Consider the following 14,526-nt stretch of genomic DNA (forward strand, 5'->3'; position numbering starts at 1 on the left):
GTCACCGACGGGCACCGATGGGGCGACGGCGACGAGAGCCCCGAACTGGCCCGGGCCGGCGACGCCGCCGCCCGGGTGCTGCTCGATCTGGAGTACCGCAAGCTCTGGGACTGGATGGCGGCCCGCCGGCAGGAGCCCGCCAAATGGCGGGACGCCGGCTTCTTCAACCAGTTCATCGGCTGGTACACCGCCGAGGAACTGGCCGGGCTCCGCGACGAGCTCCGAGCGCTGTTCGCCCGCCACCTCGACCGGCTGGAGGATCCGGCCGCTCGACCACCCGGGTCCCGCCCGGTCCGCCTGATGGCGTGGGGCGTACCGGAGGTGGAGCGGTGAGGGCCCTGCTGCGCCGGCCCGACTTCCGGCTGTTCTTCGCCGCGCTGACCGTGAGCCTGGTCGCCGAGTCGGTGCTGCTGCTGGCACTGGCGGTGTGGGTGAAACAGATGACCGGCTCGGACGGGCTGGCCGGTGCCACCTTCGTGGCACTGACCGCGCCGATGGTGCTCGCGCCGCTGGTCGGCTGGGTCGTCGACCGCGTGCCCCGGCGGAGGCTGTTCGTGATGCTCAACGCCGGCACTGCCGTACTGCTGCTGCCGCTGCTCACCGTGCACGACGACAGCCGGCTCTGGGTGGTCTACACGGTCGCCGCCGGATACGGCCTGTCCTACCTCGCGCTGGGCGCGACGGTCACCGCGCTCGTGCAGGAACTGGTCCCCGGCGCGCTGCTACCCGACGCGAACGGCGCGACGCAGACCGTCAAGCAGGGCCTTCGGCTGGCCGGTCCGCTGCTCGGCGCCGGCCTGTTCGTGGTGCTCGGCGGCCCGGCGCTGGCCGGGGCCTGCGCCGTCGGTTTCATCCTGGCCGCGGTGGCCGGACTGGGGCTGCGACCGGCGCCGGTCGAAGGGGACTGCGGCGGCGACGCGCACCCGGGCCGGGTTCCGGCGGGCACGGCCCACGGCGGACGCGGCGAACTGGTCGCCGGCATCCGTCACCTGCTCGGCGAGCCGGCGCTGCGTCGCGCCCTGGTGGCGACCGTGGCCGCGTCGGTCGGCCTGGGGTTCGGCGAGACGCTCTGGTTCGCGTACGTCGACCAGGGGCTCGGGCGGGAGCCGGCCTTCCTCGGTGTGCTGGTGTCGTTGCAGGGTGTCGGCGGCCTGGTCGGCGGCGTCGCCTCGGCGGCACTGGTCCGCCGTCTCGGCGAGCTGGGCGCGATGGCGCTCGCGGTGTCCTGCGTCGCGCTGGCCAGCGTGGCACTGACCCGCCCGGCCCTCGGGCTGGCCGTGGCGGCGAGCGTCCTGATCGGGCTGGGCCTGCCGGTCGCCATGGTGGCGGTCATGACGCTTGTGCAGCGGCGTACCGCGCCGGAGCTGGTCGGACGGGCCTCGGCCGCGCTGGACGCGGTGGCCGGCGGTCCCCAGGCGGCGGCGATCGGCGCGGGCGCCCTGATGGTCGGCCTCGTCGACTACCGGCTGCTCTACGGCGCGATCGGAGCCGGACTGACGATTGCCGCCGCCTACCTGCTCACCGGCCGCCACCTCAGCACGCCGATAGCACCCGCCCTCCCCGGACACCTCTCCCCCGCACTCCTGCCCGGCGGCACACAGCGTCCCGCCGCGCGTCGATCATGAAGTTGGCGGCAACCGCCGTCCCTTCTGTCCCCGTCAACTTCATGATCGACGGAGTGGTGGGGAGGGGGCGCGCTCCTGGGGTGATCGGTGGGTCAGGCGAAGCCGACGCGGTGGGCGGAGCCGGCGTCCAGGGCGCGGACGGCCAGGGCCGCGTCCAGCGCGGCCACCGTCGCCGACCAGCCCTTGTCCTCGGCCGAGCCGGGCAGCCCGGCCCGGTCCCGGGCCTGCTCGATGGTGTCCACGGTCAGCACCCCGTGCGCCACCGGCTTGCCCTCGTCCAGCGCCACCCGGGTCAGCCCTTCGGTGACCGACTGGCAGACGTAGTCGAAGTGTGCCGTCGCGCCGCGTACCACCACGCCGAGCGCGACCACCACGTCGAAGCGGCGGGCCATCGCCTGGGCCACCACCGGCAGCTCCACCGAGCCGGCCACCCGGGCCACCACGGCCCGCGCCCCGCAGGCCTGCGCGGCGGCCACCGCCCGCTCGGTCATGTGGTCGGTCAGGTCGCCGTGCCACCGGGCGGCCACCACGCCGACCGTCATCCCGGCGGCGTCCACCGCGGTCACGCCCGGCTCACCGAAACCCGCCATCGCCCTACGCTCCGATCTCGTCACCGGCGACCGGGCGGCCCATCGGCGCCTCGGTCACCTCGTCCAGTCCGTCCAGCAGGTGGCCCATCCGGTCCCGCTTGGTGCGCAGATAGCGCACGTTCTCCGGGTTGGACCGCACCGGCAGCCCCTCCCGGCCGGTCACGGTGAGGCCGTACCCCTCCAGGCCGGCCCGCTTGGCCGGGTTGTTCGTCAGCAGCCGCATCGTCCGGACGCCCAGGTCGTAGAGGATCTGCGCACCGGTGCCGTAGTCGCGGGCGTCGGCCGGCAGCCCGAGGTCGAGGTTCGCGTCCACGGTGTCGCGGCCCTGGTCCTGGAGCTGGTACGCCTGGAGCTTGTGCAGCAGGCCGATGCCCCGGCCCTCGTGCCCGCGCACGTAGAGGACCACGCCGCGCCCCTCCGCGGCGACCCGCGCCAGCGCGGCCTGCAGCTGCGGCCCGCAGTCGCACCGCAGCGAGCCGAACACGTCGCCGGTGAGGCACTCGGAGTGCACCCGCACCAGCACGTCCCGCCCGTCGCCGAGGTCGCCCATGACCAGCGCGACGTGCTCGGCCGGGTCGTGCTCGGCGCGGTAGCCGAGCGCCCGGAACACGCCGTACGGGGTGGGCATACGCGCCTCGGCGGCCAGCTCGACCTGCTTCTCGGTACGCCGCCGGTAGGCGATCAGGTCCGCGATGGTGACCAGCGTCAGCCCGTGCTCGGCGCAGAACTTCTCCAGGTCCGGCAGGCGCATCATGGTGCCGTCGTCGTTCACCAGCTCGCAGAGCACCCCGGCCGGGCGCAGCCCGGCCAGCCGGGTCAGGTCCACCGCCGCCTCGGTGTGCCCGGGGCGGCGCAGCACCCCGCCGGCACGGGCGCGCAGCGGCACCACGTGACCGGGCCGGGCCAGGTCGGTCGGGCCGGTCGCGGCGTCGGCGAGCAGCCGGATGGTGTGCGACCGGTCGGCGGCCGAGATGCCGGTGCTGACACCCTCCCGCGCGTCCACAGTCACCGTGTACGCGGTGCCGCGCCGGTCCTGGTTGGTGTGGTGCATCGGCGGCAGGTCCAGCCGGTCGCACTCGTCCTCGGTCAGCGGCACGCAGATGTAGCCGGACGTGTAGCGGACCATGAACGCGACCAGCTCCGGCGTGGCCAGCTCGGCCGCGAAGATCAGGTCGCCCTCGTTCTCCCGGTCCTCGTCGTCGACCACGACCACCGGACGCCCGGCGGCGATGTCCGCCACCGCCTGCTCGATCGATCCGAACGTGCTCATGCCACGGCCTCCGAGTACGTCGCCGGGATCGGGGCGGGCGCGGTCGCGACGGCCCGGGAGGTGCGCCACCAGCTGTACAGGCCGGCGGCGCAGAACGCGCCGTAGACCAGGTACATGGCGGCCGACGGGTAGAAGCCGCCGCGCAGCAGCAGCGGTACGCCGACCGCGTCGACGGCGATCCAGATCAGCCAGAACTCGACCCAGCCGCGGGCCATGCCGTACGTGGCGAGCAGGCTGCCGACCAGGATCCAGGCGTCCGGCAGCGGCCCCCACGAGCCGAGCGCGGCGAGCACCGGGTACGCGGCGGCGGTGCCGACGGCGGCGGCCACGAGCAGGCCGAGCCGCTCCGGCCAGGTGGCCCAGCGCGGCACCACGGCCGGCTCCTCCCCGCCACCGGCACGCCGGTTGCGCGACCAGCGCCACCAGCCGTACACGCTGACGGCGAAGAAGAAGACCTGCCGGCCGGCCTGGCCGTAGAGGTCGTGCGCCTGCGGGGTGACGAAGACACCGCCGAGGAACACGGTGAACAGCAGCGCGTTGCCGATCATGCCGACCGGCCAGGCCCAGACCACGCGGCGCAGCCCGAGCAGCGCCGAGCCGAGCCCGAAGACGTTGCCGACGATCTCCCGGACCAGCACCGGCGAGCCGGCCACGTGCACCTGGGCGTCGAGCAGCCAGCCGAGCGGGCCCATCACCGGGCACCCCCCGCGCCGCGGTCGCCGAGCAGCCGCTCGACGTACTTGGCCAGCACGTCGACCTCCAGGTTGACCGGGTCGCCGATCCGCTTCGTGCCGAGCACGGTGAGTTTCAGCGTGGTGGGGATCAGGCCGACCGAGAACCAGTCGTCGCCCGCCTCGGCGACTGTGAGCGACACGCCGTCGACGGTGATCGAGCCCTTCTCCACCACGTACCGGGCCAGCCCGGCGGGCAGCCGGAACCGCACGGTCTCCCACTGCGCGGCGGGCTCCCGGGCGACGATCTCGCCGACGCCGTCGACGTGGCCCTGCACCAGGTGCCCGCCGAGACGGCTGTTGAGTGCGGCGGCCCGTTCGAGGTTGACCGGGTCGCCGGGGCGCAGCGCGCCGAGCGCGGTGCGGCGCAGCGTCTCGCCCATCACGTCGGCGGTGAACACGCCGCCGTCGACGTCGACCACTGTGAGGCAGACGCCGTTGACGGCGATCGAGTCGCCGTGCCGGGCGTCCGAGGTGACGAGCGGGCCGCGGATGGCGACCAGCGCGGAGTCGTCGCCGGTCTCGGTGCTCCGGACGATCTCGCCCAGTTCCTCGACGATGCCGGTGAACATGTCAGCCCTCCCTCTTCCGGGGCAGCGCGGTGATCCGCAGGTCGGGACCGACCCGCGTAACGTCGGTGATCTCCAGATCGATGGCGTCGGCGATGGTGCTCACGCCCGCGTCGAGCAGCGCGGTCGGGCCGGCGCCGAGCAGCTTCGGCGCGACGTACCCGACGATCCTGTCGACCAGGCCGGCGGCGAGGAACGCGCCGGCCAGCGTCGGCCCGCCCTCCAGCAGCGCGGCCCGCACGCCCCGGTGGTGCAGCTCCGCGAGCAGCGCCGGCAGGTCGACCCGGCCGTCCGGCCCGGCGCCGACCTCCGCGGCGGTGGCGATCCACGTGCGCGCGGCGCCGTCGCGGACCCGGGCGTCGGCCGGGGTACGCCCCGAGCTGTCCACCACCACCCGCAGCGGCTGCCGGATGGCCATGGTGCCGTCGCGCAGGTTGCGGGCGGTCAGCCGGGGGTCGTCGGTGAGCACGGTGCCCACCCCGGCGAGCACCGCGTCGACGGTGCCGCGCAGCGCGTGCACGTCGATCCGGGCCGCCTCGGAGGTGATCCACATGCTGGTGCCGTCGGCGGCGGCGGAACGCCCGTCGAGCGTGGCCGCGTACTTCCAGATCACGTACGGCCAGCCGCGGCGCATCGAGGTCAGCCAGGCCACGTTGCCGGCCTCGGCCTCCTGCGCGCGTACCCCCAGGGCCACCTGGACCCCGGCGGCGCGCAGCGTGGCCGCGCCGCCGGAGGCGACCGGGTTGGGGTCGGGCACGGCGATCACCACGCGGGACACCCCGGCGGCGATGAGCGCGTGGCTGCACGGGCCGGTGCGGCCGGTGTGGTCGCAGGGCTCCAGGGTGACCACCGCGGTGCCGCCGCGGGCGCGCGTGCCGGCCTGCGCCAGCGCGACGATCTCCGCGTGCGGGCCGCCGGCGTACGCGTGGAAGCCCTCGCCGACGACCTCGCCGTCGGTGTCGAGCAGCACGCAGCCGACCACCGGGTTGGGGCTCGTGGTGCCGAGGCCGCGCGCGGCCAGTTCGATGGCACGACGCATCGCCTCGTCGACGGAGACGCTCGCCATGGCCGCCTGTCCTCCCGCTCGCCGGTCGCGCGCGGGCAGGTTCGGGAGCAACGGCCACGAAAGCCGCGGACACGCGGCGGCGGAGAACCCGGGGACGGCGACGCCGACCCCGGGGAGCCCACGCGGCGGCTGAGGGTGCTCAGCGGCCGGCAGGGGCCTCCCCCGTTCCGCGCGCTGTCTCCCATCCGGACTTTCTGGGGGCGGACGAGCCGCACCCCAACCGTCGGCCCCGGATTCTCACCAGGTCCACCGTCCGGCCGAAGCCGTCCGGGTCGCGGGCTTACCACGGTCGGACCGTGGATCACCGCCGGTTCGGAATTTCACCGAGCCCCGCCAGCGCGTGGTGGGTATACGGGAAGTCTTACACGTTCCGCCCGGGCGCGCGCCACAGAGGCGAGCTACCTCACAGGACCGCCTCAGGTGACGCCGCGCCGGCGGTCCACCGCCACGTACGAGCCGGGCTGGCTCTTGGCCACCGTCTTCATCTCCGAGGCCACCGCGATCGCCTCCAGCGGATCGGTGAACCGCTTGCCGGAATCGGACAGCGACACACCGATGGAGAGCGTGACGAGCGCGGCGCGGCGGATGTTGCCGCGCCGGTCCTTCAGCTCCACGAAGCCGCGTTCCCGGTCGGTCGCGTCGTAGAGCGCGTCCGCGGCCTTCTCGAAGTCGACGACGGCCCGGCTGGTCAGCGGCCGGACCTGACCGGGGGTGCAGACGATGACGAAGTCGTCACCGCCGACGTGGCCGAGGAACGCCGGCGGCAGCCCGATCGACACCACCGCCCGGTGCAGGCTGCGGGCCAGCGCCGAGATGAACTCGTCGCCGCGCACGAAGCCGTACCGGTCGTTGACGCTCTTGAACCGGTCGATGTCGATGTAGCCGACGGCGTAGTCGACGCCGTTGCGCACCCGGTCGCTGATCTCCCGCCGGATCCGGCTGTTGCCGGGCAGCCCGGTCAGCGGCGAGACCTCCCGGAACTCCTTGTTGCGCCGCAGCGTGGAGTTGACCCGGGCCACCAGTTCCAGCGTGTCGAACGGTTTGACCAGGTAGTCGTCCGCGCCGACGCTGAGCCCGTTGACCTTGTCCTGGGTCATCCCCTTGGCGGTGAGCATGATCACCGGCAGGGCGGAGGTCATCGGGTCGGCGCGCAGCCGCCGGGTCAGTTCCAGCCCGTCGATGCGCGGCATCATCAGGTCGACCACCGCGAGGTCGGGCCGCTGCCGCTCGATGATCTCCAGCGCCTCCTGGCCGTCGGCGGCGTGCAGCACCTCGAAGCCGTGCAGGCGCAGGTTGAACTCGACGAAGCGGGCGATGTCCTCGTCGTCGTCGACGACGAGGATCACGTCGGGTCGCTCGCCGGCGGGGTCCATCTCAGGCCCCGGTCATCGCGCGTTCCGCCAGGCCCCGCAGGCGGCGTACCGCCTCCGCGGGATCGTCGGCGCCGTAGACGGCGGTGCCCGCGACGAACGCGTCGGCGCCGGCCGCGGCGGCCTGCTCGATGGTGTCCGCGGCGATGCCGCCGTCGACCTCGATGCGCAGCTCCAGGTGCCCGCTGTCGACGTGCCGGCGGGCCGCGCGCACCTTGTCCAGCAGCTGCGGCAGGAAACGCTGGCCGCCGAAGCCGGCCTTGATCGTCATGATCAGCAGCGTGTCGAAGCTCGGCAGCAGCTCCAGGTACGGCTCGATCGGGGTGTCCCGGTCGATCGCCAGCCCCGCCTTCGCCCCGGCCGAGCGCAGGTCCTTCGCCAGCGCCACCGGGTCGTCGCACGCCTCGGCGTGGAACGTGACGTTGTACGCCCCGGCGTCGGCGTACCCGGGCGCCCAGCGGCGCGGATCCTCGATCATCAGGTGCACGTCGAACGGGATCCCGGTGACGGCGCGCAGGCTCTGCACCACCGGCAGTCCGATGGTCAGGTTGGGCACGAAGTGGTTGTCCATGACGTCGACGTGCAGCCAGTCGGCGGCGGGCTCCACGGCACGGACCTCGTCGGCGAGGCGGGCGAAATCGGCGGCCAGGATGCTCGGCGCGACGATCGGCGGCGGTACGGTCACCGGGCCAGTGTACGAACGCGGTGATCCGGAGGTCGCGGCACGTCTCCCGGAGTGACAGGTGGTGATGCCCCATTCACCGGTGGTGCACCATCCGGCCGTCCGGAGAGAAAATCGGCACGAATAGTCGCCGGTGACTGGCCGATCGATTGAAAGATGACGAAACTCCTACAGGGACGGTCACGTATGCTGCACGCCCGGGCGCGGGGGACGCCGGTCGGGCCTGTGGCGACCGGCTGTCATCTCTCCCGGAAGGGGCGGACGATGCGACGGTGGCTCCACGTGCTCGCGCTGGCCGGCGCCGTGACTGCGGTGCTCGCCGGATGCGCTCAGACACACCGGGCCGACGGCGACCTGATCGACGACTGGGCGGCGCTGCCGGTGCCGCAGCTGTTCGTCCCGGCGACCGAGGCGTGCCTGCCCCGGCTGAGCACAGTGGTGGCCGCCGCGACGTACGAGACGGTGAACTGCGCGGGCAGCCACCTGGCCGAGACCGTGCACGTCGGCCGGTTCAGCGGGCCGGCGGCGCAGGGCGTACGCCCGGAACCGGGCTCACCGGCGCTGCGGACCGCGCGCGCCGAGTGCGACCAGCGGGCCCGGGAGATGATCGGCGGGGACTGGCACGCCGCCCGGCTGACCCTGAACATCGCGCTGCCCACCGTCACCGCCTGGACGTCCGGCGCCCGCTGGTTCCGCTGCGACTTGGCCGAGACCGACAGCATCGACAACACCCGCCCGGTCAACCGGGTCGGCAGCCTGCGCGGCGCGCTCGTCGGCGACAACCCGCTGGTGCACAGGTGCTTCGACCCGAAGCTGATCGGCCAGAACCTCAACTACATGGCCCCGGTGCTGTGCACCGAACCACACCGGGCCGAGTTCGTCGGCGTGTACGAGGAAGGCGACATGAGCTGGGCCGAGTTCACCCGGGGCGCGCCCGCCACGCACCGGCGCTGCATGACGCTCATCGCCGCGTTCGCCGAGGTGCCGGACAACGCCGAACTGCCGTACCGGGCCGGATCCATCTTCTACCCGCCGTCGCAGCGGGAGTGGGAGGAGGGCGACCGGGGCGTGCGCTGTTTCCTGTGGAGTGACGACCGCAAGCTGAACCGCTCGGTGCGCGGCGCCGGGCCCGAGGGACTCCCGGTCACCTGAGCCGCTGCCGTATGCTGCACCGCCGAGGCGTACCGGTCGACCGGGTGGCGCCGGATGCGCGGGGGAGGTCGGTCGGGATGCGGCGATGGCGGGTGGCGGTCACCGTGGGCGCGGCGCTGGCGCTGGCGCTCGGCGGCTGTGCCGCGCCGGCCGGAGTGGACCGCGACCTGGTCGACGACTGGCCCGCGTTCGCCGCGCCGGTCGGTTTCGTGCCGAAGTCCGGCGCCTGTCACCCCACCGTCGCCGACGTCGGCTACCTCAGCGGCTACCAGCCGGTCGACTGCGCCGCCCCGCACCGCACCGAGACGCTGCACGTGGGCACGATGACCGGCGCGGAGGCGGAGCGTTCCGCGCCGCCGCGTACCGGCTCGGCCGGGATGCGCGCCGCGCACGCCGACTGCGCCCGGCAGGTCACCCGGGCCGTCGGCGCGGACTGGCGCGGCGGGCGGCTGCGCCTGGCGGTGGTCTTTCCCTCGGCGCTCGCGTGGTCCGGCGGGGCCCGCTGGTACCGCTGCGACGTCGCCGAGATCACCGACCTGGACGAGGGCGCTGTGGCCCAGCGCACCGGCAGCCTGCGGGGCGCCTTGAAGCCCGGCTCCAAGCTCGCGTTCGGCTGTTTCAACCCGAAGCTGAGCAAGGACGAGGTGCAGGCGATGCGGCCGGTGGCCTGCACCTCCCGGCACCACGCCGAGTTCGTCGGCGTGTACCAGGCGCCGGACATCAGCTACGCCGAGTTCGAGCGCACGCCGCTGCGCACGCACAAGGCGTGCCGCGGCCTGATCGCCAAGTACGCGAAGCTGCCGAACGACGGCAACATGCAGTACCGGGCCGGCACCATCATCTACCACCCGTTCGAGGAGCAGTGGCGGGACGGCGACCGGGGCGTGCAGTGTTTCCTGTGGGTCTCCGAGCGTTCGCTGACCCGGTCGGTCAAGGGCGCGGGCGCCAAGGCGCTGCCGATCACCTGAGACCCGGGCGGGGCGGGCCGGCGCCCACCCCGCCCGGGACCGCTCAGCCGACCTGCAGCGTCACGTCGTCCACGACGAAGCTGGTCTGCAGCGAGGAGTCCTCGACGCCGGTCCACTTCAGCGTGACCGTCTGACCCGCGTACGCGGCCAGGTTGAAGGTGCGCTGGGTGTAGCCGGTGGCCTTGTTCAGGTTCGAGTACGTGGCCAGCGTGGTCGAGCCGACCTGCACGGTCAGCTTGTCGTACGCGGTCGAGCTGGTCGTCTCAGCCGTGTCGATGTGCAGCCAGAACGAGAACGTGTAGCTGCTGCACCCGGCCGGCAGCGTGACCGACTGGGACAGCGTGTCGGTACGCGAGGAGCCGTACCCGTTCATCCACGCCTTGTACGACCCGGTGCGGGCCGCCTGGCTGGAGCTGTTGGTGATCACGCCGGAGCTGGCCGTCCACGGCGTGGTGCCGGACTCGAAGCTGCTGTTGCCGATGAGCTGGCCGCCGGTGCAGCCGCCGCTCCCGCCGGTCACGGTGAGCGTGTAGCTGGCGGTGCGGGTGGCCGAGCCGGCGCCGGTCACGGTGAGCGTGAACGTGCCGGTGGTGGCCGTCGACGAGGCGGTGACGGTCATGGTGGACGAGCCGCCCGAGGTGACCGACGACGGGCTGAAACTCACCGACACGCCGCTCGGGGCGCCGCTGGCGGACAGCGCCACGGTCTGCGCGCTGCCGGCGGTGGTGGCGGTGCCGACGGTGGCGGTGGTGGAGCCGCCCCGGGCGACGCTGCCGGAGGTGGGGCTCACCGAGACGGAGAAGTCGTTGGTCGGGGTGCCGCCGCCGACCGCGAGCTGCCAGATCGCGTACGCGACGCCGTCCGCGGCCCGGTTGAGGATGGTCGTGTTGATGTTGCTGGTGTTGTCGCAGGAGCGGTGGTAGCACCCGTCGTACGCCGCGCCCGCGGTGCCGCCCCACTTGCTGGCCTGCGCCGAGCTCTTGGTGTAGCTGGCGCCGGCCGCGTAGCCGGAGGTCTGGATGCCGGCGTTGGCGAACGAGTAGTCGTCGGAGCGGCCCTGCCCCTCGGTGTTCTCCTCCGGCGAGATGCCGAACGAGTCCCAGTACGCCTTCAACGGCGCGGCGGTGGCCGAGGTGATCCGGTTGATGAAGTAGCCGCCGTTGGGCGAGCCCACCATGTCGAAGTTGTAGTAGCCCTTGATGTAGCCGCGCTGGGTGGAGCTGAGCTGGTTGACGTAGTGCTTGGAGCCCTGGAGGCCCTGCTCCTCGCCGTTCCACCAGGCGAACCGGACCCGCTTGGTCATGGTCGGGTTCTGCGCGGCCAGCACCAGCGCGTTCTCCAGCAGCACCGACGAGCCGGAGGCGTTGTCGTTGATGCCGGGGCCGGCGGCGACGCCGTCCAGGTGCGCGCCGAACATGACGACCTGGTCGGAGGGGCCCTGCGGCCACTCGGCGATCAGGTTGTTGCCCGGGTAGGTGCAGGTGGAGCAGTTCTGCTCGGTGACCGTGTAGCCGGCGGCCTGGAGCTTGCCCTTGACGTAGTTGACCGACGCCGTGTAGCCGGCCGAGCCGGAGCGCCGGTTGCCGCCGTTGCTGGTGGCGATGGAGTTGAACTGGGTGAGGTGGGCCTGGATGTTGCTCAGGGAGACGTCCGGCGCGGCGAGCGCGGCGGCGGCCGGGGCGGGGGCGGGGGCCGGAGCGGGCGCGGCGGAGGCGGTGCCGGCCAGGCTCGCCGTCGTCAGGGTGGCGACGAGGGCGAGCGCGAGGCTCGTGGTCGGCGTTCTGCGTCTCATGGAGACTCCTCGTGGGGGTTCGGCGGGCGGGGGTGCCGGGACCGGTGATCGGAACAGTTACATGTATCGATCGCAGAGTCAACGGGCTGTCACATCCCACCGGCCCCCTCCCCCCACCGGGATGCCGCACACGCTCCATCCCTCCCCATTTCGCCGCATGACGATCAAGGAGTTCGTGCCCGGGCACGGTGGCCCCGGGGACACGAACTCCTTGATCGACTGCGGAGGGAGGTGGGTCAGACCCGGCGGAGGACCGCCAGGAACATGGCGTCGGTGCCGTGACGGTGCGGCCAGAGCTGCACCGTGGGGCCGTCACCCAGACCCGGCATGCCGGCCGGCAGCAGCGGCCGCGCGTCGACGAAGTCGACGCCGAAACCGCACCGCCGGGCCGCCTCGGTCACCGTCACGTGCGTCTCCACCACGTGCGGCGAGCACGTCACGTACGCCACCAGGCCACCCGGCCGGGCCGCCCGTAGCGCCGCGGTGAGCAGTTCCCGCTGCAACCGGGTCAGCGGCGGCAGATCCGACGGCTGGCGACGCCACCGCGACTCCGGGCGGCGGCGCAGCGCGCCCAGCCCGGTGCACGGCGCGTCCACGAGCACCCGGTCGAAGTGCTCCTCCGGCAGCTTCGGGTCACTGCCCACGGTGCGCCCGTCGGTGTTCAGCACCGTCACCGGCAACCCGCGGGTGGCCTGTTCGACCAGCCGCGCCCGGTGCTCGGCCACCTCGACCGCGGTCAGCCGCGCGCCACGGGTCGCGGCGAGCGCGCCGAGCAGGCCGGACTTGCCGCCCGGGCCGGCGCACAGGTCCAGCCACCGGCCGTCCGGCCCGTCCAGCGGCGCCGCCGCCAGCGCGTCCGCCACCAGCTGGGAACCCTCGTCCTGCACGTGCGCGCGGCCGTCGGCCACCGCCGGCAGGTCACCCGGCGCGCCGCCGGGCAGGTAGACCGCGTACGGCGAGAACGCGCCGGGTGCGCCGCCCACCTCGTCGGCGAGCGCCACCGGATCGGCCAGACCGGGCCGGGCGCACAGGTGCACCGGCGGGCGCTCGTTGTCCTCGATGAGCAGCCGGGTCGTCTCCCCCATGTCGCCGCCGAGCGCCTCGGCGAACGACCGCACGATCCACTGCGGATGGCTGTACGCCAGCGCGAGGTGCCCGATCGGGTCCGTCTCCTCGGCCGGGGCGATCTTCGCCACCCAGGCGTCGGCGTCGCGGCTGGTGATCTCCCGCAGCACCGCGTTGGCGAACCCGGTGGCGCCCGGCCCCACCGACCGGACCAGGTCCACGGTCGAGGACACCGCGGCGTGCGCGGGCACCCGGGTGTGCAGGATCTGGTACGCCCCGAGCCGCAGCGCGTCGCGCACCGGCGGGTCGATGCGCTGCACGTCCCGCCCGGCCGCGTCGGTGACGATCGCGTCGAGCGTGCCGGTGTGCCGCAGCGTGCCGTAGGTCAGCTCGGTGGCGAACGCGGCGTCCCGGCCGGTCAGCCCGGCCTCGCGCAGCATCGCCGGGAGCACCAGGTTGGCGTACGCGTCGTCGCGGTGCACCGCCGCGATCGCCTCGTACGCGATCTGCCGGGGCAGGTCCACGGCCGGACGGACCGGACGGCGCCCACCGCGCCGGTCCCCACCGGAACGGTCTCCGCCGAAGCGGTCTCCGCCACGCCGGTCCCCACCGGAACGGTCTGCGCCACGCCGATCCGCGCCGGGCCGGTCGGCGTGCTCACGCGCGTACCCCCGGGGACGCTCGCCCTCGGCGGGCCGGTCCGGGCGCGACGGCCCCGTCACGCGAACACCTCGCCGGCGGTGACCCGGGCGCCGCGCGCCCAGTCGCCGGCGGGCATGGCCTTCTTGCCGGCGGCGCGCACCTCGCCGAGGCGCACCGGCGTGGTGGCGGTGCCGACGAGCACGCCGGACTTCTCCACGTGCAGCTCCCCCGGCTTCAGCTCCGGGCCGTCGGCCAGCGGGGTGACCGGGCCGAGCTTGACCCGATCGTCGCGGAACGTGGTCCACGGGCCGGGCGCGGGCGTGCAGGCACGGATGCGCCGGTCCACCGCGAACGCGGGGTCGCCCCAGCGGACCCGGGCGTCCTCGACGGTGAGCTTCGGGGCGAGCGAGACCCCGTCGGCGGGCTGCGGCACGGCCCGGGCGGTGCCGGCGCCGATCGCGTCGAGGACCGCGACCAGCAGCCCGGCGCCGGAGTGCGCGAGCCGCTCCAGCAGGTCACCGGAGGTGTCGGCGGGACGGATCTCGTCGGTGACGGTACCGTAGACCGGGCCGGTGTCCAGCCCTTCCTCCAGCTCGAAGACGCTGGCCCCGGTCAGCTCGTCGCCGTGCAGCACGGCGTGCTGCACCGGCGCGGCGCCGCGCCAGGCGGGCAGCAGCGAGAAGTGCAGGTTGATCCAGCCGTGCCGGGGGATCTCCAGCGCCACCGGCGGCACCAGCGCGCCGTAGGCGACCACCGGTACGCAGTCCGGCGCCAGCTCGCGCAGCCGGTCGAGGAACTCCGGCTCACGCGGGCGGGCCGGGGTGAGCACCTCGACGCCGTGCGCGTCGGCCCACGCGCCGACCGGCGAGCGGACCAGTCCCCGCCCCCGGCCGGCCGGGGCGTCGGGGCGGGTGACCACGGCGAGCAGCTCGTGCCCGGAGGCGGCGATCGCGTCCAGGGCCGGTACGGCGACAGCCGGCGTGCCGGCGAAGACCAGGCGCATC

Annotated in this window: 12 protein-coding genes, 1 pseudogene and 1 riboswitch; of the genes and pseudogenes, 3 read left to right on the forward strand and 10 right to left on the reverse strand. The window is 74.0% G+C overall.

Going from position 1 to position 14,526, the window contains the following annotated elements; genetic code table 11:
* Positions 1-143 precede the first annotated feature (143 nt).
* The gene (locus ACN27C_RS28360; protein ID WP_422749279.1) at positions 144-1,625 is read left to right on the forward strand and encodes an MFS transporter; all 1,482 of its coding nucleotides are present in this window, start codon (positions 144-146) and stop codon (positions 1,623-1,625) included.
* Between the two features lie 92 nt (positions 1,626-1,717).
* Here ACN27C_RS28360 and ribH read toward each other — a convergent pair whose 3' ends face one another.
* The 7 genes and pseudogenes from ribH to rpe all read right to left on the reverse strand — a co-directional run bounded on the left by ribH (position 1,718) and on the right by rpe (position 7,906).
* Positions 1,718-2,215, reverse strand: a complete 498-nt coding sequence (gene ribH, locus ACN27C_RS28365; RefSeq protein WP_422749281.1) for a 6,7-dimethyl-8-ribityllumazine synthase — start codon at positions 2,213-2,215, stop codon at positions 1,718-1,720.
* 4 nt (positions 2,216-2,219) lie between these two features.
* Positions 2,220-3,485 (reverse strand): bifunctional 3,4-dihydroxy-2-butanone-4-phosphate synthase/GTP cyclohydrolase II, encoded by a 1,266-nt coding sequence (locus ACN27C_RS28370; RefSeq protein WP_120573848.1) that lies wholly within the window; start codon positions 3,483-3,485, stop codon positions 2,220-2,222.
* A complete protein-coding gene (pnuC, locus tag ACN27C_RS28375; RefSeq protein WP_013285533.1) occupies positions 3,482-4,177 on the reverse strand; it encodes a nicotinamide riboside transporter PnuC in 696 nt (231 codons plus the stop codon). Before pnuC ends, ACN27C_RS28370 begins: the two co-directional genes overlap by 4 nt.
* A pseudogene (locus ACN27C_RS28380) lies at positions 4,167-4,788 on the reverse strand (riboflavin synthase); the annotation flags it as partial. The pseudogene ACN27C_RS28380 and the gene pnuC, both read right to left, overlap by 11 nt.
* Before the next feature lies 1 nt (position 4,789).
* Entirely contained in the window at positions 4,790-5,851 is a 1,062-nt protein-coding gene (ribD, locus tag ACN27C_RS28385) for a bifunctional diaminohydroxyphosphoribosylaminopyrimidine deaminase/5-amino-6-(5-phosphoribosylamino)uracil reductase RibD (protein ID WP_422749283.1), read from the reverse strand.
* A gap of 169 nt (positions 5,852-6,020) precedes the next feature.
* A riboswitch (FMN riboswitch) is annotated at positions 6,021-6,193 on the reverse strand.
* A gap of 74 nt (positions 6,194-6,267) precedes the next feature.
* Positions 6,268-7,224 (reverse strand): response regulator, encoded by a 957-nt coding sequence (locus tag ACN27C_RS28390; RefSeq protein WP_091424366.1) that lies wholly within the window; start codon positions 7,222-7,224, stop codon positions 6,268-6,270.
* Position 7,225: 1 nt separating this feature from the next.
* A complete protein-coding gene (gene rpe / locus ACN27C_RS28395) occupies positions 7,226-7,906 on the reverse strand; it encodes a ribulose-phosphate 3-epimerase (protein WP_128137820.1) in 681 nt (226 codons plus the stop codon).
* Between the two features lie 261 nt (positions 7,907-8,167).
* On the opposite strand from rpe, the gene ACN27C_RS28400 reads away from it, so the two are divergent.
* Both ACN27C_RS28400 and ACN27C_RS28405 read left to right on the forward strand, forming a co-directional pair.
* Entirely contained in the window at positions 8,168-9,055 is an 888-nt protein-coding gene (locus ACN27C_RS28400) for a septum formation family protein (protein ID WP_121685678.1), read from the forward strand.
* A 77-nt stretch (positions 9,056-9,132) separates the two neighbouring features.
* Positions 9,133-10,023 carry a septum formation family protein gene (locus ACN27C_RS28405; protein WP_252448497.1) on the forward strand — a complete coding sequence of 297 codons (891 nt, stop codon included), beginning with the start codon at positions 9,133-9,135 and terminating at the stop codon, positions 10,021-10,023.
* Positions 10,024-10,066: 43 nt separating this feature from the next.
* On the opposite strand, the gene ACN27C_RS28410 is transcribed toward ACN27C_RS28405, so the two are convergent.
* The 3 genes from ACN27C_RS28410 to fmt all read right to left on the reverse strand — a co-directional run bounded on the left by ACN27C_RS28410 (position 10,067) and on the right by fmt (position 14,525).
* On the reverse strand, positions 10,067-11,815 hold the full coding sequence (locus ACN27C_RS28410; RefSeq protein WP_422749286.1) for a M28 family peptidase: 1,749 nt from the start codon (positions 11,813-11,815) through the stop codon (positions 10,067-10,069).
* A 236-nt stretch (positions 11,816-12,051) separates the two neighbouring features.
* Entirely contained in the window at positions 12,052-13,602 is a 1,551-nt protein-coding gene (locus ACN27C_RS28415) for an RsmB/NOP family class I SAM-dependent RNA methyltransferase (RefSeq protein ID WP_422749288.1), read from the reverse strand.
* On the reverse strand, positions 13,599-14,525 hold the full coding sequence (gene fmt, locus ACN27C_RS28420) for a methionyl-tRNA formyltransferase (RefSeq protein ID WP_120573849.1): 927 nt from the start codon (positions 14,523-14,525) through the stop codon (positions 13,599-13,601). The genes ACN27C_RS28415 and fmt overlap by 4 nt, the downstream gene beginning before the upstream one ends.
* Position 14,526 lies beyond the last annotated feature (1 nt).

It is taken from the genome of Micromonospora sp. WMMD1219 (assembly GCF_049315215.1).
Lineage (GTDB): Bacteria > Actinomycetota > Actinomycetes > Mycobacteriales > Micromonosporaceae > Micromonospora > Micromonospora tulbaghiae.